We start from the raw sequence: 20,630 nt of genomic DNA on the forward strand, positions 1-20,630 counted from the left end.
TACATTAAATGAAAAGAATAGTAAAGTATCTTCCAATTGTTGCTTCTGTGATGGTATTTTCATCATGTTCAACAAAAGAGAATCATAAAGAGGTGATCAAGGATCCCAAATTAAATTATCATACTTCCTATACACCAAAAGAAAGTGACTTAAAGATCTCAAGATCGGAGTATCAGGATAAACTCTATGGTTTCTGGCTAGGACAATGTATTGGTAATTGGACTGGTTTAGTGACTGAGATGGATAAGATTGGAAATATCGGAGAAATTAAAACGGGTGATTTTTATACCAGAGATGATTGGGGAAAACCAGATCAACCTTCTATTTGGGGACAAGGGATACCTAGTGATTTGTCCGAAACAATTGATTTTGTTTTTAAAGATGAGGATGAAATATGGGGAGCAGATGATGATACAGATATTGAATATATCTACCAACATTTACTGTATACATTAGGGAAAACAATGCTATCTGGAGAGGATATTCGTAAAGGATGGATGGAACATATTCATAAAGAAGAAGAAAACTATTTATGGGTGTCGAACCAACAAGCTTTTGACCTAATGTATGATGGGGTAATTCCTCCAGCAACAGGAGATCCTAAAAACAATGAGCATTACAATATGATTGATGCTCAATTGACTACTGAAATTTTTGGTTTCTTTGCTCCATCAAGGCCAGATATTGCTCTTAAAATGGCTGAGCTTCCGATACAAACTACAGCAAGAGAGGATGCACAGATTATTTCAGAATTTTATGTGAAAATGTATTCTTTAGCTTCTAAAGTAGATCAGAAGTTATCCTTGAAGCAACAAGTGCTTTGGATGGCTAAAGAGGCCAGTAAAGATATGCCAAAAGACACCTATGTTTTTAAAATGTATGAGTATGTAAAAAGCGAATATGATAAAGGTACAAAGTGGGAAGAAGTCCGAGACGGCCTTTATGAAAAATACCAAGTCAATCAAGAAGATGGCTATAATGTAACCTCACAGGAATTATATTGTAATGGTTGCTTTGCTGCTGGTATTAATTATGGAGCCAGTTTAGTTAGCTTGTTTTATGGTGAAGGTGATCTAAAAGAAACCATTAAAATTGGTAGCCTTGCAGGATGGGATTCTGATAATCCTACAGCTACATGGGCAGGTATGATTGGGTTTATGATTGGCAAAGAAGGTGTTGAACAAGCATTCAATCGTAAATTCTCAGACCGTTTTGATATTCATAGAACAAGAAAAGGATTTACCTTTGAGAATGACTCTGTAGATAACTTTAATAATATGTCCAAGATTGGAATGTTTATCGTTGACCGAGTAGTTCAAGAACAGATGAAAGGTGGAGTAGATTTAGAGAATGATCTTTGGTATATACCTCAATAAATAAAAAAAGGTAGGGTTAACAACTCTACCTTTTTTTGTCGAAAATGTTTCTTGTGATGATGTAATTTAAATAAGTATGATAATCTCTTCTGCTTCTTGTAATGAGTGATGTTTTATATAACGACCAATTTTATTTAGATTCTGTTGCACACAAGTTCCAACCGAGAGTAACTACATTTGTATCCCTTTCTGCTCTGATATAGGATCAGGTATTAATCTAGAGTCATCTCCTATCATTTGACGAATATCTATCTCTATTCCTCTTGACATTGTTGTTATTGGAACATCATTGGCGATACCTTCAAAAGGATTCTCTGATACTTCTCCAATTCGTTCCATTGTATGAAAAATCCATGATATTACAACACTAAATGGAATGGACAGCCAAACGAAGTTATTCCCAATCATTTGAATAAGCCTTGAAGGAACTTCGTAGCTTTCTAAAATACTGAGACCTATTTCATCAAAGATACTAATAACACCAAATGGAAGAAGAACGATGAAGATCCAAACAAAAAATAGATTTAGAGTAGCAAACTGCCTTGGGTAAGGAAAATTTTTGATTCTCTCCAACTTACCCTGTAGAGTGAATAATTCTACCAACTGATTTTCCATTTCCAGAAAAGAAAACTCCCAAATATGTCCACTCTCTTTAAGTTTTCTTAGTTGCTTAGACTGTAAGTTCAAACATGCTCCTTGTTTATTAGATTGACTTAAAACAAACTCCTTCTCAGATGGTGACAAGTAGCCTTCTAACTCTTCTTCTAAGGAATGTATTCGCTCATTAATTTTTACATCGCGCATATATTCACGATCCGAACTATTTTTATTAGACATTTCCCAAGGTTTTGGTGCCCTTAAAGCATGTCTAAGTGCAGTCATCCAGGCTACATGCCGTAACACCATTTCTTTTCGAAGATCGAAAAGCTCTTTATTAGACTTAGGTTCCTTGGCATGTTCATTAGTCACCATATCATTTAACATCATGGTAAATGATCGTGAAGTATTCACAATACCTCCCCAAACTTTTCGTGCTTCCCACAATCTACCGTAAGAGGCGTTATTTTTAAAACCTACTATAAAAGCCAACGCACTACCTACAAGAGCGATAGGCAACCAAGGCAAATGAATAAATTTCCAGTCTAACACTTCGTATAAGACTGTAGGAATAGTGGCTATCAATATGAACTTGTAGATGTATCTACGCGTCCACAACAGCATCACTTTTACTGAATAGTTTCGTTTAGCGTACATGTTAAATATTAGTTAATCACCTTTGTTTGCGTAAATTGTCTATGTCCCGAAACAGTTCCATGATAGCCAAAACCACTTTGCTTTGCACCTACCCAAGGGCCATAGCCGGAACCTGGGCCTTTATTAACACCTACCATTCCTGCTTCTAACTGCTCAGCAACATATGCCGCATTTTGCTCACCAAAAACTACTGCACCTAACCCATAGGTTGAATTATTTGATCTGGTAATTGCTTCTTTTACCGTTGAAAAACTATCTATGCTAACAACAGGACCAAAAGTTTCTTCTTGTTCCAACAACATGGTATCATTGACTTCTGCTATTACTGTTGGAACAATGTATCTTTCAGGATGATTCTCACCACCAAGGAGCACTTTCGCGCCTTTGACCTTCGCATCCTTTATATGAGCAATGATTTTATCTCGTTGTTTTTCATTAATTATGGGGCCATAATTTATATTCGATGCATTCCAAGGACCGTATTTATAATTTGAAGCAATAGCAACAACTTCATTCTGAAATTCCTGAACCACTTTTTCGTCAACATAAATGCGTTCTGTTGAAGTACACATTTGTCCGGCATTTTCAAAACTGCTTGCTACAGCAAAACGAGCTGCTTGCTCAATATCTGCATCTTCTAATACAATCATTGGGTCATTACCCCCAAGTTCCATCACCAACCTCTTTATATTACTTGCCGCTCGCTTCATGATGTCTTTACCCACAACTTGTGAACCAGTGAATGCAATCATGTTCACATCAGACTCAACAAGCGCCCGTCCCTGCTCACCGTCACCGTGGACTATTTGGATGACGTTTTTAGGTAGATATTTACTTAAAATATCAAAATAGGCTTGTGCAATCAACGGGGTTTCCTCAGATGGTTTGAAAACAACAGCATTACCTGCAATTAAAGCAGGAGTTATCAGGTTCACCGCCATCATTAGGGGGTAATTCCATGGAGAAATAACAGCCACCACTCCAAGCGGAACATATTTGATGGTTGTTCCCATTTCTTTCTTGGGTTTAATGGCATTCCTTACTTGTTCTGCTAACCGCACAGCACCATAACCGGCTCCTTGTACTTCTCCTGAAGCTCTATGATAATCTTTACCCATTTCTTGACATAACAACTCTGTTAACTCCTCAGATTTAGCACTAATTTCGGCTGCAATACTTGAAAAGAATTTAACCCTTTCTTCGGGTGAGTACATAGCCCATTCCTTTTGGGCCATTTTGGCATTAGCAACTTTCTGTGAGATGTCCGACAAAGTATTTTTTTTCACTTCGCCTACAGCTTCCCCGTTACTTGGGTCGTATGAAATGATTTTTTCTCTCATGTCTAAGTATTTAGCCAAACAGAATATCTGTTCGAATGATGTATTTTACCCCTTTGGTAATCTCTTCACTTGAGTGCAAACAGTGTAAAGGATGTTGTCCATGTGGGAAACAAAGCACTCCTCCTCGTGGTATTCTAACGTTTATAATGTTTGCATTTACAGGATTTCTTGCGGGTTTGTTGGGGGTGTCTTTACTCACATAAAACTGTGTGTTTCCTCCCTCAAATTCATCGCTTAATAATATCAAATAGGTGTACTGACTATACAGCCCTGGATAAGCATTCGCAATTAATTGACCATCAATCACTCTGCTACCTGGCCATGCACCATCTGTATGAGGTTTGAAAAAATCACCTTTTTTGTACTTATAAAATCTGAAACGCGCATTAATCCCCTTGGCTGTTTGATTCTGAAATTCTTCGGTAATCAAATGCTTACTCCTTTCCCAAATAGTCTGGTCTACCACCTTACTTACTACCCAGTTGAAATTTTCATTATGTCGAACTTCATGCGGTAAAGAAACAGGAGAATCTTCATCGTATCCTAGCATCTCTGAAATATCAATCAGCTTTCGTGTTTCTGTTTCTGTTAGCACATTCAACAATTGAAATCCTCCGGGAACCTCCGGTAAATCGACTCGCTTAACTTTTGAAGCATCAAAACCTTCCTCAAATACATCTTGGGCTTTCAACCGATCAGTCCAAGTAGGTAATGCTTGAGAATGAAAACCAGGCTCGTATGCAATCACTTTAAATTGTTCTTTATTCATTTTTCCAATTTTAAAGTTGAACCACTTCTCCACGCGCTGGATAATTGCTAGATTTTAGAAAATCCATTAATTGCACAAAACTTGGTAAAAACGGTCTTCCCCATGGGTTAGAACTTACATTTGCGTAATAAAGCTCATTATCGGGTTTCACTAAAAACAAACCTGGCTCACTAAATAAAGGAGTTTCTGAAGGTGATATAGATTCGCTCAAATAAAGTCCCCATTTTGCCGCTGTTTCCGCATCCATTTCACAACCTAAGTTTACATTTTCAATGTTCCAATCCATTTTACTTTTGCGTGCACGAACTTCCGGATCCATACTAATGGCAATAACATTTACCCCCTTAAACTCTAAATCGCCTTGTATTTCATTGAGTTTTTCTAAATACTTTTTAAAAAGCGGACAATGAAGACCACGATAAAAGATAACCATGGTAAAAAAGTCTGGATTCTGCTTTTTTAGTGACCAAGTATCTCCATTTAATAATTTCACCTCAAGCGCTGGCGCTTGCGATTTTGGTATGGCTTTTTGTTGTGTATTCATGTTTTTAATTCTTAATGCTTTCTAACTTGCTGACTAATACATCCGGATTCGGTCGTTTAGTGTAATCAATGGAGTATTCAGCATATTTTATTACTCCATCTTGCCCGATAATAAACCGTGCAGGTACAGGCAATGTCCAAGAATCTTCACCATTGTAATCAGGCAAGCTAATTCTAAACTTATTAGCATAAAGCGATTTCAAAGGGTCAACCATTTCCCATCTCAATCCAAAAGATTCAGCTACGGCATTTCCTTTATCAGACAGGAGATCATAGTTTAACTTTTGCCCATCAACTATCTGCTGATTATTCTCTTGAGTTTGAGGGGAAATAGAGAATAGAGTAGCTCCTTTTGCATCTAGTTCTTCTTTGTATCTTTTTAAGTAAGCCAAATCTGTATTACAGTATGGGCACCAAACACCCCTGTAAAACGTGATTACTAATGGACCTTTTGCTAATATTTCTTCACTAGAAATAAGCTCCCCTTTCTGATTAGGAAGTTTAAATGATGGAGCTTTGTCACGAGCTTTTAATATACCATCACCAATTCCCGAAGCCTCTAAATCTCGGGTAGCTTGGTGCATAATACCTACAAACTCAGAAGGCATTCCACCTTCAATTCTTTCCTTTAGTCTATCTAAACTTTGCTGTAATTCCATCATTATATTTTCTCTATTAATTCTTCCTTGATGTGTGTTTCAAATCTTTTAAAATCATCTTCAATGGTAGGGTTCTTCATGACATCATAAGCGAAAAAGGTCTTTAACGGCTCTAGTCCGAACCACCTAAAGTTTAAGTGCATTGGAAGCAATAAATCATCTTCGCTTATACCATTAAAAAATTTCTCTTCAGGATTATTGAACGCTTCTCGTGGTGCATTCGCAGTTACAGAAATCATGTACTTTCCTTCGAGCAACCCACCTAACCCGTAATTCTTTTTAGGTGCTTCAGAGCTTCTACCATCTCCATTAGATAATTTCCCCATCATACCCGCAGTGAGTACTTCGTCTAAATATTTTTTAAAACTCCATGTTACACCCATCCAGTTTAGTGGCGTTTGAAGTATAAATACATCCGCCCAAAGCCATTTTTCTATTTCCTCTTCAACATTGTATCCTTTTTCACTTGTGGTATACTTAACCTCATAATCTTGTTCTTCCATTATCTGTGTTGCCCTTTGTATAAGTGATGAATTCAGTTTCCCTTCAGCAAATGGATAGTATTGATGTCCATTTATAACAAGTATCTTTTTCATTTTTTCTTTTTTAACTTTACATTTGTTTCACAAAGGAACTTATAATAGTTTCAATTAGAAACTAATTGAGGTGATATTTAAAAAAATAGTGGTAACAAAAAAGTAACTTATGGGCAGAAAAATAATTGACAACCCCAATATGTGCTCCTTGGTTTATGCCATGAATATAATTGGTGGTAAATGGAAACCGATAATTATTTATTTATTGGCAAACGGAAGTTTACGTTTCGGCAAACTGCTTTTATTTACTCCTACTATATCAAAAAAGGTGTTAACTGAACAATTGAAGGAATTAGAAGAAGATGGACTTATCATTCGAACCAAATATGCCGAAATCCCACCGAGAGTGGAATACTCTTTATCGCCAAAAGGTCAAGCTTTATTACCTGTACTAAAAAGTCTAAGTGACTGGACATTTGAAACCTATGAAGAGGTTGGGTTTGAACAATGCAGAATAGTATCTTTATAAAAGACCAGTGTACAACAAAACCTAAACTGCATTAAAACGCAGTTTAGCCGAAACGTTAGATCCTATCAAAAAAAACAACAAAATCTATTAATCTCCATTTTTGGAAGTATTAATATAATCCACTTGATAATGCTTTTGAACAATATAAATCTATTAATTCATTGATTTCTTCTACAGAATAGTTTAAATGATCTATAGATAATTCGTAACTATTTCCATTTGTAATTAATAATAAATAGTCTCTAAAAGTTTCACCAATAGGTTTAGTATTGGCTTCTATTTTACTAATATTTTTCCAAGGAATTAATTCTTTATCTATAACTATTCCTTGGTGTGAAAGTACAACGATAGTCTTGTTCGAAAACAATAATTTTATACTCGATATACTAATGAAAACCCCAAATATTAAGGCAATAGTGGGGATGATAAAATCAATAGGGTACTCTTCCTGTAGCAATAGATAAATACCAGTTAAGCATAAAGCTAAACCAATCATTGTTTTTAGAAAGGGTTCACTATTTTTATTTTCTAACACTGTGTAAGAAGGTAAGTTCGAGTACTTAAAATAGACAGTGTTAGATTTATTATTATTACAAACCTGTTCCAATAGTTGCTTCTTTTTCGGGGAAAGAATGGCTATTTGATTCCAAAACGGATGATTATCCGTAAATATTCCAAATACCGCTACTTTTTGTTTCAGACCATTAAGGTCATCTACTTTTGTATAAGCCCATAACTTCCATCTAGGTATGGCATACGCTAAATATAGTACTGCCGTCAAGATGGGAAATGTAAGGCATGTTAGTATAGTTAATATGTCGAAGTGCTTAAAAACAAATAGGAATAAAGATAATAATATACTTACTCCAACTATGATTATAAATAACATAGGATAAAGAATCCGTTTTCGTCCTTTCGACAAAGCTTGTTCAACAGATATGTAATTATTCATAGTAAATTAAGATGATGCAATTTTGATTAGTTTGTCGATTAGTAAATTAACCGGCGATGATTCAAATATATAACTCTTTTAGAAACTATGTTACATATGATTACATATCTTCACAATTGAAAACCATTATTGAAATATTCTAATTTTATATTTCTAAATAATCATCTAAAAATTAATATTTATTTATTAAAATATTTCACATTTGTTGTTGTTCTTTGAAGGTAGAAAATGATGAAAAAGGATGGATTTGTTAAATTATAGCCAAATACTTTGGTTATGGTGTTATTCAATGTGAAACAGACATCTAAGTTTCAACTTTGCCGTTTTATAAATCATCAAAACAAACATCTAAGAGAGATTATCAAAAATAAACTGTTGAATAAAAGTAGACAGTAATTATAAAGGAAGAACGATTTTTAATCAAAATCCAAAAATAAAGACTTCTTCCTAGAGAGTGAACGATTCATAAATCAAACAAACTATTTCAAAGAAGTGGTAAAGAGTACCACCATTAAATAAGTAGAATTTTTTCTCTTCTAAATAGTGTAGAACGATATATTCGATTCCACTATTTCCAGTAGTCAACTAAATAATAGGTGCATTTAATGCACAGTGATTGATCTGATTTATAGATCACACATTCTCGATTCGTTTTCGTATTGCCGAAGAGGTGATACTATGTCACACCTTCCACCTCTAAGCTTGGAAGAGTTTAGCAGTGGAGTAAATTTTAAGAATCATGCAAACTATCAAGTATTCAATTATTGAAACTGAAGATACTGTACAATTGATGAACCAAGTTCATAGTGACACTCTAGTACAAGCATTCCCAAAATCTTTTATACCAGCTATTTCATTAGCTTTAGACTTCATTAGTAATAGTATTGATGATAGGGTAATAAAGGATAAAGAACTGGATGACAGACTAATTAATTTTATTTGTCAATTAGATTCATCCAATGTGAGACAATTAGACACAAATACAATGCAATCTTATTGGATTGCTTCATAAAAATGTAATACACATTTAAAATTAGTCACCTGTAAAAGGGTGGCTTTTTTTATTTCTTATTTTCTTACTCTACAAAGAACAAATATTTTTATATTGATGTTATTCGAATACCATCAATCTTATCACGACATCATTAATACGATACCAAATTAAATTATCCATGAAAAATCTACCTCAATTTTTAATATTACTTTTATTACCTCTTCTTCAGGTACATGCCCAGAAAAAAGAAATTGGAAAAACATTAGCGGTTTGGGAAATAAATAATGGCTCTATCAAATTAGATAAAGGAACAGTTGAAGATAATAAAGCAAAGGTGTACTGGGAGTATATGAAAAAGGTTTTACCCAATGAGTTTTTGGATCGATATGTTGTAGCATTTCGTTTATATACTGATGGGAAAGAAGAAGATTTAGGAGGGATGAGTCCATTAGATGAATCGAATAAAAATTGGCAAATAGAATTAGATTATATAGATAATGACTTAACAAGTAATGATTCATCTATGTTGGAAGATATGGATCATACGATTATCCATGAGTTTGGACATTTATTATCTTTAAATATTCAGCAGGTAGAACCAACGGAGGATAAGTATCAAGATGACGAAAGAGGTTATTTAACAACAGAAGGTTATGCAAAAAAAGACAGTTATCTTGGTTTATATGTTGCTGAATTTTGGAAAGGTGATTTACTCTTGGAATGGGATGAAATAGCGATGAAAGGATCCCGAAGAAGACAAAAATTTTTATTAGGCTTTTATGATAATTACCAAGATCAGTTTATCAATGATTATGCTGTAGAATCGCCGGAGGAAGACTTTGCAGAATCTTGGTCTTATTTTATTTTGAATGAAAAAAATGAAGCCACTTCCATCAAGGATAAAAAGATAAATTTCTTTTATCAATTTCCTGATTTAGTGGCTTACAGGACTGAGATGAGACAACATTTAAAGTCTCTCAATATGGATGATTAATATCTATTTGGTGAGTTTCTTATTTTTCGGTTTATCTTTTTTCCAGATGCCCTCAAATATTACTTCGTTTTTATCATTAAATAAAACACCAAAACCTTCTCTTAAATTATTACTCCAGAACCCTTCATATCTTTCTCCACTTTTGAAAAAATAGACGCCAAAACCGTCTCTTATACCTGCTTTATAATTGCCTTCAAAGCGGTCACCATTTTCCCAGGTATAAACACCTTGTCCATTTCTTCTATTGTTTTCCCAAAGTCCTTCATAGAAACCTGTTTTTTCAAAAACCGCATACCCAAAACCATGCGCATTCCCATTAAATACCTCGCCAATGTATTTAATCTCAGCTCCATCATAGTTTTGAATATCGAGTCTTTCAATGTCTTTATTTTGAGAGACTAATTCTTTCTGAAGGTTTTTAATAGTTTTCTTATTCTTTTGAAGGTCAAGCTCAAGTTTTCCTTTATCCGATGTGAGTAGATGATTTGTAGTTTTATATACATTGATACTATCAAATAATTCCACTTGATTTTGCTTTAGTCGATAGATATATTTTTGGTTAGTGTAATACCGTTTTTCAAGCTCATTGATTTTTTCGAAAGGCACTTTTTGGTCTTCGATGAAACGCAAAGCATTTTCCGTATAACTATCCGATTGATAAATGCTATCGACTTTATGATACAATGATAGAGCAGTATCGTATTGATGAGCAATCAATAATGAATCTGCAGTGGTTTTTAAAGTGAGTACTTTATATTCAAGATCCTCTTTCTCTAGTGTCTTTATTTTGATATGCAATTGATCTATGTGCTCAGAAACATAAAGAGAAATAATGGATAGAATAAAACATAACGGGATGATAAATAGTATCTTTTTCATATTAATATCCAAGGTTAATTTTAGGCATTTTGTTACTGTTTTTTCTAGTATCTAGACCAATAAAGATATTGAACCTAAGAATGTGGGATTCTTTATATTGGTATCCAGAACTCTTTTGTCCTAACGTCCACATATGACCTGCAAAGAATGTGATTTGGTTGTTTAGGACGTAACCAAACCCATTGTATGTTCTAAAGTCTTCAAATGGATTGTAGGCAATCGAAGCCCCAGAATGCATAAAGATTTCGAAACTCGGGGAGAAATAAAGTGTATTCTTTTCTATCTTCCTTTTATTGATTGGAATGTAGGCAAACATCTTATACCTATATCTATTGGTATAATCATGCTCTGCACCGATATTATTATCTCTTTTCCAACGGTGTTCAAATCTAAATTGATGATAGATTTTTACTCTACCCATCATAGGCATTTTTAAGAGCCATTGGTGCCAGATTCTATGTTCTATGGTATATGGTTCATATTGGTCACTACCAGGTTCCGGAGAAAAATTCACCACCATAGTAGGTCCAATTACAGCCTCGAAATAATCATTAAAGAAAATATTAAGACCTGCTCTATTGTAGATTTGTCTTGGTCTACCATAGAATGAATTAACATCATCAAGATCATTTCTCACCCTATAATGATGCTCACCGTAATAACCAAGTTTCTCAGAAAACCTGACTTTAATGTATGCACCCGTCCATATTCCAGTTTCCTCTAAACTAGACTCGGGGGCATCTTGTCCATACGTATAAATTGTAGATAATAAACTAATTAAAATTAGAATGAATCTTGGTAGTTTTTTTAGCATATTAATTAATGAAGTTAGACAGTCGTTAAGTTTAGGAGTTCAACTTTGTGAAGAGTGTATTGGTTGAAGTTTAAATAATCATTGTATCAGAAATTGAATAGCAACGATCTATACAAATGTATTGTTGTTCGATAGATATTTGATTGTGAAGAGTGTTTTTTTACAATATTTTTTGTTTTCAGTTCGTAAGCTTTTACATGATAAAATTTCATGATAATCACCTTTTTATTATCAAAAATAAATCAAAACACCTTGTATGTTTTGTTATGTTTTGAATACATGGAAAATAGTTGAAAAATGTAAGATCTTATATGTTAATTTTTTTATGACTCAATAACATTCATATTAAAATTTTCAGCAATATGCTGTCTATCAATACTCTTTTCATTAACTTATATCATCACCCAAAGTAAATTATTGTATGACCCAAAATACTACGTTTAAGAAAGATATTCTTTATTGGAGATTTTCTGCTTATGGTTTTCTTAAGAATCTCAGGTTTTTTGATCCTTTTATGATTATCTATCTCTCCGGAATAGGGGTGAGTTATACTCAGATTGGAGTGTTATACGGTATTCGAAAGTTAGTGGCATTTTTCTTAGAAGTACCTACAGGGATTTTAGCGGACAAAATGGGAAGGAAGCAATCATTGTCATTAGCTTTTTTAGCTTACATTATCTCTTTTCTTATCATCTACCTTTACCCTAATTTCTATCTTCTGATCTTATCATTTACCTTTTTTGGTTTGGCAGAAACATTAAGAAGTGGTACACATAAGGCGATTATCCTATCATATTTAGAAATTAAAGGATGGGAAGATCAAAAGGCAGATTATTTTGGACATACAAGAGGTTGGGCACAAATGGGGAGTGCCATCTCATCTTTGGTGGCAGGGGTGTTGGTTTTCAATACAGAGCATTTCAATAACATATTTCTATTTTCCATTGTACCATATGTCATCAACTTCTTTAATATCATTACTTACCCAAAAGAATTGAATACAGGAAAAGCATCTAAGAAAAAGAAAACAGAAAGTTTTAATTCAGAAATGTTGAGTGCGTTAAAAAATCCACACCTAATAAAGGTTATAGGGAATTCTACAACATTGGCTTCATTTCTTGGTGCAGTAAAAGATTTTATCCAGCCAATAATGGCGACGTTTGCTTTGTCTTTAGTCTTTATTAATGACATTGGTTCAGAGCATCAAAGGATAGGTATAGTCGTGGGGGTACTTTATTTTATTATCTATTTTTTGAATTCAACTACATCGATTAATGCGAAAAAAATTACAAAGGGCTTTAGTGATCAACCTTCTTATATTACTGTTACATTAATTGCAGGCTTGGTGGTAGGGATCTGTTCTGGTATCTTTTATGAATTCAATTTTGTGGTATTGTCACTAATTTCTTTTTCTCTTCTTTATATCATAGATAGTTTAAGAAAACCATTTATTTTTTCTTATATCATGGATGATACACCTTCTGATATGACTACTACCTTTTTATCTATTCAATCTTTTGTTAGTACTATTGCTACCGCTGTACTTTCATTTTTGTTTGGGTATTTGGCAGACCATTTTTCTATTGGAGAGGCATTAGTGATCGTAGGAGTAATGCTTTTAGTGTTATACCTCACAGTACTGATGTTTTATCACAAAAATAAGAAGAAGAGTTAGAATCCATTTAGAAAAGATGTAAATTCAATTGAGTAATAAATTAAACAAACGATATGTCATTTTTTAAGAAAGCTCTTGCCAGTGTAGGAATTGGGAGTTTAAAAGTCGATACCATTTTTGATAAAGAACAAGTTCAAGCCGGAGAACAGATAACAGGTAAAGTGTACTTGAAATCTGGAAATGTAGACCAGAATATCAATAAAATTGAAATAAGATTATATGCTCATGTTTATATCAAAGATGAGGATACTGAGAATAATAGAGCACATCAAGAAATTGAGCTATGGCGTTATGCTATCGCAGACTCATTTACCATCAAAAAAGAGGTCGATGAGGTGTTTGAATTTGATTTGAAGTTACCAAATGATGTACCCGTTTCTTTTGGTGATTCTAAAGTATACATGAAAACATTAGTTTATATCGATAATGCCATTGATAAATCTGACCGTGATGATTTATTAATAGCTCCTCATCCGTTGCAGGAGCAATGTATGCATGCATTTGAGGAATTAGGTTTGTACTTAGCAGAGACCGAATTCGAAAGAGCAGGCTATGGAATTCCTACTGAACTTCCTGTAGTACAAGAGTTGGAGTTTAAGCCTAATGGAGGTCATTTCAGAGGAAAATTAGACGAACTGGAAGTGATGTTTGTTGCCGCTGAAGATAAATTATATGTATTATTAGAAATAGACAAAAGAGGGAATTGGTTGCAAGAAATGGCTGGCTATGATGAAAGGAACTTTAAATTGGTTTTACATATGTCCGAACATTATTCACAACAAAAACTTGTCGAGATGTTCTATCAAATAATCACAGAGAATATTTAGTAGTAAATGCTTGATAAGATGGTGAATAATAATCTTATCAAGCATTTAAATCTATTGTATTTTATAAAACAGAAAGGTAGACTCTATTTATTACCTTGCAGATAATGAAAGCTATTAAAAATATATACTTAATTTACCTACTCCTCTTTTCTTTACTTGTATCATGTAAAGATAGTACTGAAAATGAAGTCGAAGAGGAAGAGACAACAAACAAAATTTCAGCTGTTGATATTTCAAATTACCCTGAAATTGAACTGACCAACCCTGTATTTTACAATGAAGAGGGCACTGAAATTAACTTCTTATCTTACTTAAGTGATCATGGAGTAAACACAGTACGTTTAAGATTGTGGGTTGATCCTGTTTCTAATCATTCTACTTTTGATGAAGTACAACGTTTTTCTCAAGAGTTAAAAGGAATGGGTTTTAAAATATGGTTGACAGTACATTACTCTGATACTTGGGCTGACCCTGGCCATCAGGAAACTCCAGAACGTTGGAAAAACCTGTCTTACGAAGCATTAAAAGACAGTGTTTATGAATATACTTCTTCCATTGTAAATACAATGTCACCAGAGTACATTCAAGTGGGTAATGAAATCAATACTGGAATATTACATCCAACAGGCACCCTTCAAAATATGGAACAGTTTAAAGGATTACTGAAATCGGGAATCAAAGCTGTTCGAGACCAAAATACCAATACCAAAGTTATTTTACATTACGCAGGTATAGAAGGATCCGACTGGTTTTTTAATGAGATGTATGGACTTGATTACGATATCATTGGTTTGTCATATTATCCATTATGGCATGGAAAGTTATTATCCGAACTTAGTTCAACCTTATCAAGTTTAGCCTCATCTTATGATAAAGATGTTCTGGTGGCTGAGACCGCTTATGCATTTACTTTAGGTTGGAATGATTGGACGAATAATATTATTGGTAGTGATGACCAATTGATTACACCGGATTACCCTTCAAGTGCGGAAGGTCAAAAGGCTTTTATAAAAGAAATCAGAACGCTTTCTACAGCTAAAGAATATACTTTAGGTTTTTGTTACTGGGGAGCAGAATTAATTGCTTGGAAAGGTACAGAAGCTACTGATGGTTCTTCTTGGGAAAATCAGGCGTTGTTTGATTTTGATAATAAGGCCTTACCAGTAATTGAAGAATTTAAAATTAAATAAGAGAAAAAATCAGTACTCATTTGATATATAACTGCAGTATTTTTCATTGAAAATACCACTTTATAGGTTTGTATTCTTCTTCTTTGTGCATTCAGTAAACCAATATAAAATTCATAATAGAGAATAGAGTAATCTCATTTTGACCTAAACTAACCCTTCATTAACTTCTATTTATACAAATACAACTTTTTATATCTCAATCCGCGATATTCATTTTTGAAGTCGTGTAAAATATACGCCTAATATTTTTTGTTTACTTACTGAACACAAATGAGAAGATTATTACTATTTACTATCATTTTTATAATGAGGCTGACGTCTATTTATGCCGATACATGGTATGTAAAGGCTGATGGTACAGATGCAGCTGAAAATGGAACACAAGAAGCTCCTTTTCAGACGATCTCATATGCTATTGCTCAGGCATCAGACGATGATATCATCCATATTATTGGAACAGTGATAGAGCATGGAATTACTATCAATAAATCTATAACTATTGAGGGAGATGCACCACTCACTTCTATAGTTCAAGGAAATATTGAATCACCTTTTGTACGTTTAGAGAATGGTGAAGTACCTGCTTCAAACCAACGTATTTTTACTATGTCTCAAAATGAGCAAATAGTTACTTTTAGAAATCTTACCATAAAGTATGGTTTTGAAGGAGGGCAAGCAGGAGCAATTTATAACAACAAATTGAACTCTCAGTTAACGGTTGAAAATTGTAATTTTATTGAAAACTATGCAAAAAGCCAAGGTGGAGCTATTTCTACAAACAGAGAGCTAACAGTTAAAAATTCTTCTTTTATTAATAACAAAAGTGCCACACATAGTGGAGCTATTAATAATAACTCGAACCTAATTCCATTGGTGGTCGAAAATTGCCTTTTTTATGGTAACGTTGCAGGTGGTACTGGTACGGGAGCTTCAGTCAGAGCAAATGCTAAAGAAGTCACTTTCTTAAATAACACCTTTGCTTATAATTCTACTGAGGCGGTCAATAAATCTGCTGGTATCAACTTATATTCAGCTTTAAGTGATGATGATAAGGCAAATAATAGAACTATTGTAGTGAACATGCATAACAATATTCTTTTTAATAATATTGTGGGTGATGACGTAAGAGCCGATGGAGAAGATATTGTTATCTCAAACGAGGCGGATACAGATTTTAATGTAAGTGGTAATATCATTTCATATGTTCACTCAGCTACTGATAGGGCACCTTTTGAAAACGGGACAAATTATTTGCAGAAAGCACAAGTAGCCGAGTCAGCTTTAAAATTTGGTGAGTTGCAGCAAGCTGAAAATGGCTTATATATTTTACCAATATATAATACCTCTTTGGCTGATGCATCAGGAACTGCATCAGGTACTATTACTGATGCAATAGGTCAAACAAAATCGAATAACGATGTTGGACATTTAGGAGTAGGATCTTTAGCATTACCACCAATATTTATCACTGATCCATTTCAAAATTATCCAGAAAATCAAGAGAAGTTAACTTTAGAAACACTGTCTCCCAATAATAATGTTTCTTATGAGATTACAGGTGGTGAGGATCAGACCTCTTTTAATTTGTCTTCAGAAGGGGAACTATCATTTGTAACTACCCCAAGTGTAGATATAGCTGCAGATCATGATGAAGATAATGTTTATAAGGTTGAAATAACAATCATAGAGGGTGATCTTTCAACTACAGAATTATTTGAATTAAGTATTGTTGGAGCGAAGTTAAATGTAGTGATGATCGTTCTCGATGATCTAAATGATTACATTGGTTTTATGGGTGGTTATCTAAAAACAAAGACACCTAACATTGATAAATTGGCGACACAAGGTGTTTCATTTATGAATGCTCATTCCAACGCTCCTCTATGTGATCCATCAAGAGCCTCTTTCTTGAATGGTATATTACCTATGACTTCCCAGCATTTTGGTACAGGTGGTAGTAACTGGAAGAATAACCCAGTACTAAAGGAATCAAAATTGATTTCAGAATACTTTATGGATAATGGTTACACCACTTACAAAACAGGTAAGATTACTCACTCTACCTCAGGTGAAGATAAATGGTGGGATTATGTTCATGAGGATTCTCAAGATTATGGTCCAGTTGCTTACAATGGAAAAAGTGGAGCTATTCACTCAAGCTCTATTCACCAAATGGCAGATGTCGGTGGTTCGTTAGACGGTGTTTACGGAAGACTTTCTGATATTCCAACTGCAATGAGACATCAAACATTAGATGACAATTCTGGATTTGATAGATTAATTGAAGGATGGTACAGTACTATTACAGGAGAGAAATTTAATTACGTTTCTGAAGAGGACAGAGATCTTATGCCCGATGAGAAAAATACAGACTGGGCTGTTGAGCATATCAATGCTTTATCCGATGCAGATAGTGAAGATCCATTTTTTATGGCAGTCGGAATCATTCGTCCCCATTCGCCTTTTGTAGTGCCAGACAAATATTTTGATATGTTCCCTTTAGAGAGCATTGAACTTCCAAAAATTTATTTAGATGACAGAGAAGATTTTACTTATGACCGTACGAATAGAGGACATGAGATTGTTGATGCTCTAGAACATAGTCATATTGATAAGAATGAAGGATTAAAAAGGTATTTCCAAGGCTACTTAGCAAGTGTTGCTTTTGCTGATGAAATGGTCGGTAAAGTTGTGGATGCTGTAGAGAATAGTAAGTATAAAGACAATACAGTGATCATGTTATTTAGCGATCATGGTTATTTGATGGGAGAAAAAGATTATTCTCACAAGAATAACCTTTGGGAACATTCGACTAGAGTTCCATTGATCATTAAATCACCGATCCATAAAAATACACATGGCGGAAAAGTAAATCACCCAGTATCATTGGTAGATATTTATCCTACATTGCAAGATTTATGTTCACTAACTGGAGATACAAAGTTTAGTGAAGCTGGAGCTGATTTAGATGGTAATAGTTTAAAGCCTTTCCTTTTTGATGTTAACTCTTCGGACTTTACAGGAGATGAAGTAGCTTTATCGGTAATAGGTAATTGGTTCTATAAAACTTCAGACCGTCAAAACTATGGTATAAAGAGTCAAAGGTTCCGTTATATTAATCGTTATGACGGCCAAGACGAATTGTATGATCACAAATATGACCAAGATGAATTTATCAATGTAATTGATGATCCTGCATATGTAGAAGTATTGGCTGCTTTCCAAAAGAAGATGGAATACAAACTACGTCCGGATTATGCTTTAAATGATCATTTAGAAAATTTAGATCTTGCTTATGAAAAGAGTGATAATTGGAAATCATTCTCTAAAGATTGGGGTGTACCTATTGAAAATGATGGGTCTTTAGTACAAAGAGTTAAAGCAGGAGTGACAGAAAACTTTATCACTTACGAAGTGACCAATCCTGGAGTATTAACAGTTGAAACTTGGGTTCCCTATAAATCTGTGTTGAATGAGGATACAGGAAAATGGCAAAATGTACCTGTTGAGTATGGTACTTGGAAAGTATATTATTCTTCTGACAATTCAACTTGGGAAGAAATGATGACCAATGAAATCGTTGGTAGCTATACTTGGGATAGTAATATCTATACCTATGAAAATATGACTGAATTCCCTGAAGGAACAAAATATATTAAAATTACTTTAGAAGGAGATGGAGAAGATCATGCTGCAGCATTATTAGGAAGTGTTCGTATCTATAAAGCAGAAGATCGCAATATGATCATGGATCTAGATAATATTGTCGTAGATGTTGATGAATCAACTTTCGAAATCGAAAGTAAAAGGTACAGAACAAGCAGTTCTATTTTACCAATCAAGGCGGATGATTTTTCTTCATCTGAAGAATACTTCCAAAAATCAGATAATACTTACTTAACAGATGATGATGGTAAAGACTTTCATCAGGATGGTAAAAGGTTAGTGAGAAGCTCAACTGAAGAGGCTTTTGTGATTTATGAAGTAGAAAATATCGGAGCGATTAGAGTTGAAGCAGTAGAATTGCATAGTTCGGGGACTTATATCGCGAACAATGATACGGTACTAAAAGATTATCAAATTGAGGTACTTGTCTCACAGGATAATAACACTTATCAATCATTAGAAATGCGTTCTATCTCATTATTCATCAATGATATTATCAATGCCGAAGGAGTAATAGATCAATATAGACACTCTCATAAGTTTGCATTTGTATCTAATAAGGAAATTCCTGAGGGGACTAAGTATGTAAAGATTCTTATGAAAAATGGAGTTGAAAATGAAAGTCCTTCCAATTGGAGTTTTCAACTTAATGGAGTGTATTTCTATTCAGATTATTTAGTTCCTGGTTCAGAATCATCTGCTCCAAATGATATTGAGAAAATGGATCAGACAATAATAATAGATCCAATTGGAGATAAAAAGACAACAGATGCTGATTTTGAGTTGGTAGCTTCAACTTCATCAAATCTTGAGTTAACCTATGCAATTGAAGGTCCAGCTTCTTTAGATGGAACAACAATAACTCTAACAGGAGCTGAAGGGACGGTTAAGATTACTGTTTCTCAATTAGGAAATGAAGAATACAATGCCGCTTCTGAGATAGTAACTTTTAATGTTTCAAAGGAGGAAGTAACAGGACCAGAAACTCCTGAAAATCCAGAAGTATCTGTTGATGATGAAGACCCAATTGAAGATGGAACACCAAGTGATGATAATCCAATTCTTGAAGCTGAAATTGATATCCAAGATATTTCACTTTTCCCAATTCCTGCTTCAAATGTACTTTATATCAAGGGTTTATCACATGAAGTTGATATAATGGTCGTGAACTTAGTGGGACAGGTGGTGATGACTACCAAAGCTCAAGATATGATTGATATCAGCCAATTACAAAATGGTATCTACTTTATCAAATTAAGTAATTTGGGTAGCTTGAGGTTTATCAAAAACTAGAGAATAAATATTTATATTAATAATCCTGAGTTAAACATTTTCGTTAAGCTCAGGATTTTTTGTTTTATATCTTTTTGTAGGATAACGTTAACGAAATCAGAATTTTACTACGAAATAAGAAATTATTTAGATTAACATTACATAATCTTTGGTTCTTATTTAGAATAATTCTAGATTAGCAATGTGATCAAAAAACAATGGTCACAAAATTTTCACGTGACAGTGAAAAAGTTCTATAAGATTCAATTAATGATGTGAAAGACATCATAAGTGTATTTAATAATTCCGATTATATAAGGAAGAGGTAACATTTTGTGTTTCCTCTTCTTTTTTTGTTTAA

Annotated in this window: 17 protein-coding genes; 8 read left to right on the forward strand and 9 right to left on the reverse strand. The window is 33.8% G+C overall.

What is annotated here, in order from left to right; translation table 11 throughout:
- The first annotated feature begins 8 nt into the window (after positions 1 to 8).
- Entirely contained in the window at positions 9 to 1,376 is a 1,368-nt protein-coding gene (locus QL232_RS18010; protein ID WP_281615212.1) for an ADP-ribosylglycohydrolase family protein, read from the forward strand.
- A gap of 171 nt (positions 1,377 to 1,547) precedes the next feature.
- Here the strand turns inward: QL232_RS18010 and QL232_RS18015 are convergent, their stop codons facing one another.
- Genes QL232_RS18015 through QL232_RS18040 form a run of 6 tightly spaced genes read right to left on the reverse strand, consistent with a single transcriptional unit; the run spans position 1,548 to position 6,537 of the window.
- Positions 1,548 to 2,630, reverse strand: coding sequence for a bestrophin family ion channel (locus QL232_RS18015; protein ID WP_281615213.1), 1,083 nt, complete (start codon positions 2,628 to 2,630; stop codon positions 1,548 to 1,550).
- An 8-nt stretch (positions 2,631 to 2,638) separates the two neighbouring features.
- The gene (locus tag QL232_RS18020; RefSeq protein ID WP_281615214.1) at positions 2,639 to 3,970 is read right to left on the reverse strand and encodes an aldehyde dehydrogenase family protein; all 1,332 of its coding nucleotides are present in this window, start codon (positions 3,968 to 3,970) and stop codon (positions 2,639 to 2,641) included.
- 10 nt (positions 3,971 to 3,980) lie between these two features.
- The gene (locus tag QL232_RS18025; RefSeq protein WP_281615215.1) at positions 3,981 to 4,772 is read right to left on the reverse strand and encodes a hypothetical protein; all 792 of its coding nucleotides are present in this window, start codon (positions 4,770 to 4,772) and stop codon (positions 3,981 to 3,983) included.
- Positions 4,750 to 5,283 carry a redoxin domain-containing protein gene (locus tag QL232_RS18030; RefSeq protein WP_281615216.1) on the reverse strand — a complete coding sequence of 178 codons (534 nt, stop codon included), beginning with the start codon at positions 5,281 to 5,283 and terminating at the stop codon, positions 4,750 to 4,752. Before QL232_RS18030 ends, QL232_RS18025 begins: the two co-directional genes overlap by 23 nt.
- Positions 5,284 to 5,287: 4 nt before the next feature.
- Positions 5,288 to 5,944 carry a peroxiredoxin-like family protein gene (locus tag QL232_RS18035; protein ID WP_281615217.1) on the reverse strand — a complete coding sequence of 219 codons (657 nt, stop codon included), beginning with the start codon at positions 5,942 to 5,944 and terminating at the stop codon, positions 5,288 to 5,290.
- The gene (locus QL232_RS18040) at positions 5,944 to 6,537 is read right to left on the reverse strand and encodes an NAD(P)H-dependent oxidoreductase (RefSeq protein ID WP_281615218.1); all 594 of its coding nucleotides are present in this window, start codon (positions 6,535 to 6,537) and stop codon (positions 5,944 to 5,946) included. The genes QL232_RS18035 and QL232_RS18040 overlap by 1 nt, the downstream gene beginning before the upstream one ends.
- Positions 6,538 to 6,646: 109 nt before the next feature.
- Here QL232_RS18040 and QL232_RS18045 point away from each other — a divergent pair, with 109 nt between their 5' ends.
- Positions 6,647 to 7,006, forward strand: coding sequence for a helix-turn-helix domain-containing protein (locus tag QL232_RS18045; protein WP_281615219.1), 360 nt, complete (start codon positions 6,647 to 6,649; stop codon positions 7,004 to 7,006).
- A 109-nt stretch (positions 7,007 to 7,115) separates the two neighbouring features.
- Here the strand turns inward: QL232_RS18045 and QL232_RS18050 are convergent, their stop codons facing one another.
- Positions 7,116 to 7,787: a hypothetical protein gene (locus QL232_RS18050; protein WP_281615220.1), complete on the reverse strand. Its 672-nt coding sequence runs from the start codon at positions 7,785 to 7,787 to the stop codon at positions 7,116 to 7,118.
- A gap of 910 nt (positions 7,788 to 8,697) precedes the next feature.
- Here QL232_RS18050 and QL232_RS18055 point away from each other — a divergent pair.
- Positions 8,698 to 8,970: a hypothetical protein gene (locus QL232_RS18055; RefSeq protein ID WP_281615221.1), complete on the forward strand. Its 273-nt coding sequence runs from the start codon at positions 8,698 to 8,700 to the stop codon at positions 8,968 to 8,970.
- 160 nt (positions 8,971 to 9,130) lie between these two features.
- Positions 9,131 to 9,946 carry a putative zinc-binding metallopeptidase gene (locus QL232_RS18060; protein ID WP_281615222.1) on the forward strand — a complete coding sequence of 272 codons (816 nt, stop codon included), beginning with the start codon at positions 9,131 to 9,133 and terminating at the stop codon, positions 9,944 to 9,946.
- A gap of 3 nt (positions 9,947 to 9,949) precedes the next feature.
- On the opposite strand, the gene QL232_RS18065 is transcribed toward QL232_RS18060, so the two are convergent.
- On the reverse strand, positions 9,950 to 10,825 hold the full coding sequence (locus tag QL232_RS18065; RefSeq protein WP_281615223.1) for a hypothetical protein: 876 nt from the start codon (positions 10,823 to 10,825) through the stop codon (positions 9,950 to 9,952).
- 1 nt (position 10,826) lies between these two features.
- Positions 10,827 to 11,639, reverse strand: coding sequence for a DUF2490 domain-containing protein (locus QL232_RS18070; protein WP_281615224.1), 813 nt, complete (start codon positions 11,637 to 11,639; stop codon positions 10,827 to 10,829).
- 421 nt (positions 11,640 to 12,060) lie between these two features.
- Here QL232_RS18070 and QL232_RS18075 point away from each other — a divergent pair, with 421 nt between their 5' ends.
- The 4 genes from QL232_RS18075 to QL232_RS18090 all read left to right on the forward strand — a co-directional run bounded on the left by QL232_RS18075 (position 12,061) and on the right by QL232_RS18090 (position 20,290).
- Positions 12,061 to 13,314, forward strand: coding sequence for an MFS transporter (locus QL232_RS18075; protein ID WP_281615225.1), 1,254 nt, complete (start codon positions 12,061 to 12,063; stop codon positions 13,312 to 13,314).
- Positions 13,315 to 13,367: 53 nt separating this feature from the next.
- Positions 13,368 to 14,141 carry a sporulation protein gene (locus QL232_RS18080; RefSeq protein ID WP_281615226.1) on the forward strand — a complete coding sequence of 258 codons (774 nt, stop codon included), beginning with the start codon at positions 13,368 to 13,370 and terminating at the stop codon, positions 14,139 to 14,141.
- Positions 14,142 to 14,245: 104 nt separating this feature from the next.
- A complete protein-coding gene (locus tag QL232_RS18085; RefSeq protein WP_281615227.1) occupies positions 14,246 to 15,331 on the forward strand; it encodes a glycosyl hydrolase 53 family protein in 1,086 nt (361 codons plus the stop codon).
- Between the two features lie 270 nt (positions 15,332 to 15,601).
- On the forward strand, positions 15,602 to 20,290 hold the full coding sequence (locus QL232_RS18090) for a sulfatase-like hydrolase/transferase (RefSeq protein WP_281615228.1): 4,689 nt from the start codon (positions 15,602 to 15,604) through the stop codon (positions 20,288 to 20,290).
- Positions 20,291 to 20,630 lie beyond the last annotated feature (340 nt).

It is taken from the genome of Flammeovirga sp. SubArs3, from assembly GCF_947387565.1.
Classification (GTDB): Bacteria; Bacteroidota; Bacteroidia; order Cytophagales; family Flammeovirgaceae; genus Flammeovirga; species Flammeovirga agarivorans.

What these genes read in the sequence shown, in the direction of transcription:
- QL232_RS18010 (WP_281615212.1), top strand. Translation starts at nt 9, where the DNA reads ATGAAAAGAATAGTAAAGTATCTTCCAATTGTTGCTTCTGTGATGGTA.
- QL232_RS18015 (WP_281615213.1), bottom strand. Translation starts at nt 2,630, where the DNA reads ATGTACGCTAAACGAAACTATTCAGTAAAAGTGATGCTGTTGTGGACG.
- QL232_RS18020 (WP_281615214.1), bottom strand. Translation starts at nt 3,970, where the DNA reads ATGAGAGAAAAAATCATTTCATACGACCCAAGTAACGGGGAAGCTGTA.
- QL232_RS18030 (WP_281615216.1), bottom strand. Translation starts at nt 5,283, where the DNA reads ATGAATACACAACAAAAAGCCATACCAAAATCGCAAGCGCCAGCGCTT.
- QL232_RS18035 (WP_281615217.1), bottom strand. Translation starts at nt 5,944, where the DNA reads ATGATGGAATTACAGCAAAGTTTAGATAGACTAAAGGAAAGAATTGAA.
- QL232_RS18040 (WP_281615218.1), bottom strand. Translation starts at nt 6,537, where the DNA reads ATGAAAAAGATACTTGTTATAAATGGACATCAATACTATCCATTTGCT.
- QL232_RS18045 (WP_281615219.1), top strand. Translation starts at nt 6,647, where the DNA reads ATGGGCAGAAAAATAATTGACAACCCCAATATGTGCTCCTTGGTTTAT.
- QL232_RS18055 (WP_281615221.1), top strand. Translation starts at nt 8,698, where the DNA reads ATGCAAACTATCAAGTATTCAATTATTGAAACTGAAGATACTGTACAA.
- QL232_RS18060 (WP_281615222.1), top strand. Translation starts at nt 9,131, where the DNA reads ATGAAAAATCTACCTCAATTTTTAATATTACTTTTATTACCTCTTCTT.
- QL232_RS18065 (WP_281615223.1), bottom strand. Translation starts at nt 10,825, where the DNA reads ATGAAAAAGATACTATTTATCATCCCGTTATGTTTTATTCTATCCATT.
- QL232_RS18070 (WP_281615224.1), bottom strand. Translation starts at nt 11,639, where the DNA reads ATGCTAAAAAAACTACCAAGATTCATTCTAATTTTAATTAGTTTATTA.
- QL232_RS18075 (WP_281615225.1), top strand. Translation starts at nt 12,061, where the DNA reads ATGACCCAAAATACTACGTTTAAGAAAGATATTCTTTATTGGAGATTT.
- QL232_RS18080 (WP_281615226.1), top strand. Translation starts at nt 13,368, where the DNA reads ATGTCATTTTTTAAGAAAGCTCTTGCCAGTGTAGGAATTGGGAGTTTA.
- QL232_RS18085 (WP_281615227.1), top strand. Translation starts at nt 14,246, where the DNA reads ATGAAAGCTATTAAAAATATATACTTAATTTACCTACTCCTCTTTTCT.
- QL232_RS18090 (WP_281615228.1), top strand. Translation starts at nt 15,602, where the DNA reads ATGAGAAGATTATTACTATTTACTATCATTTTTATAATGAGGCTGACG.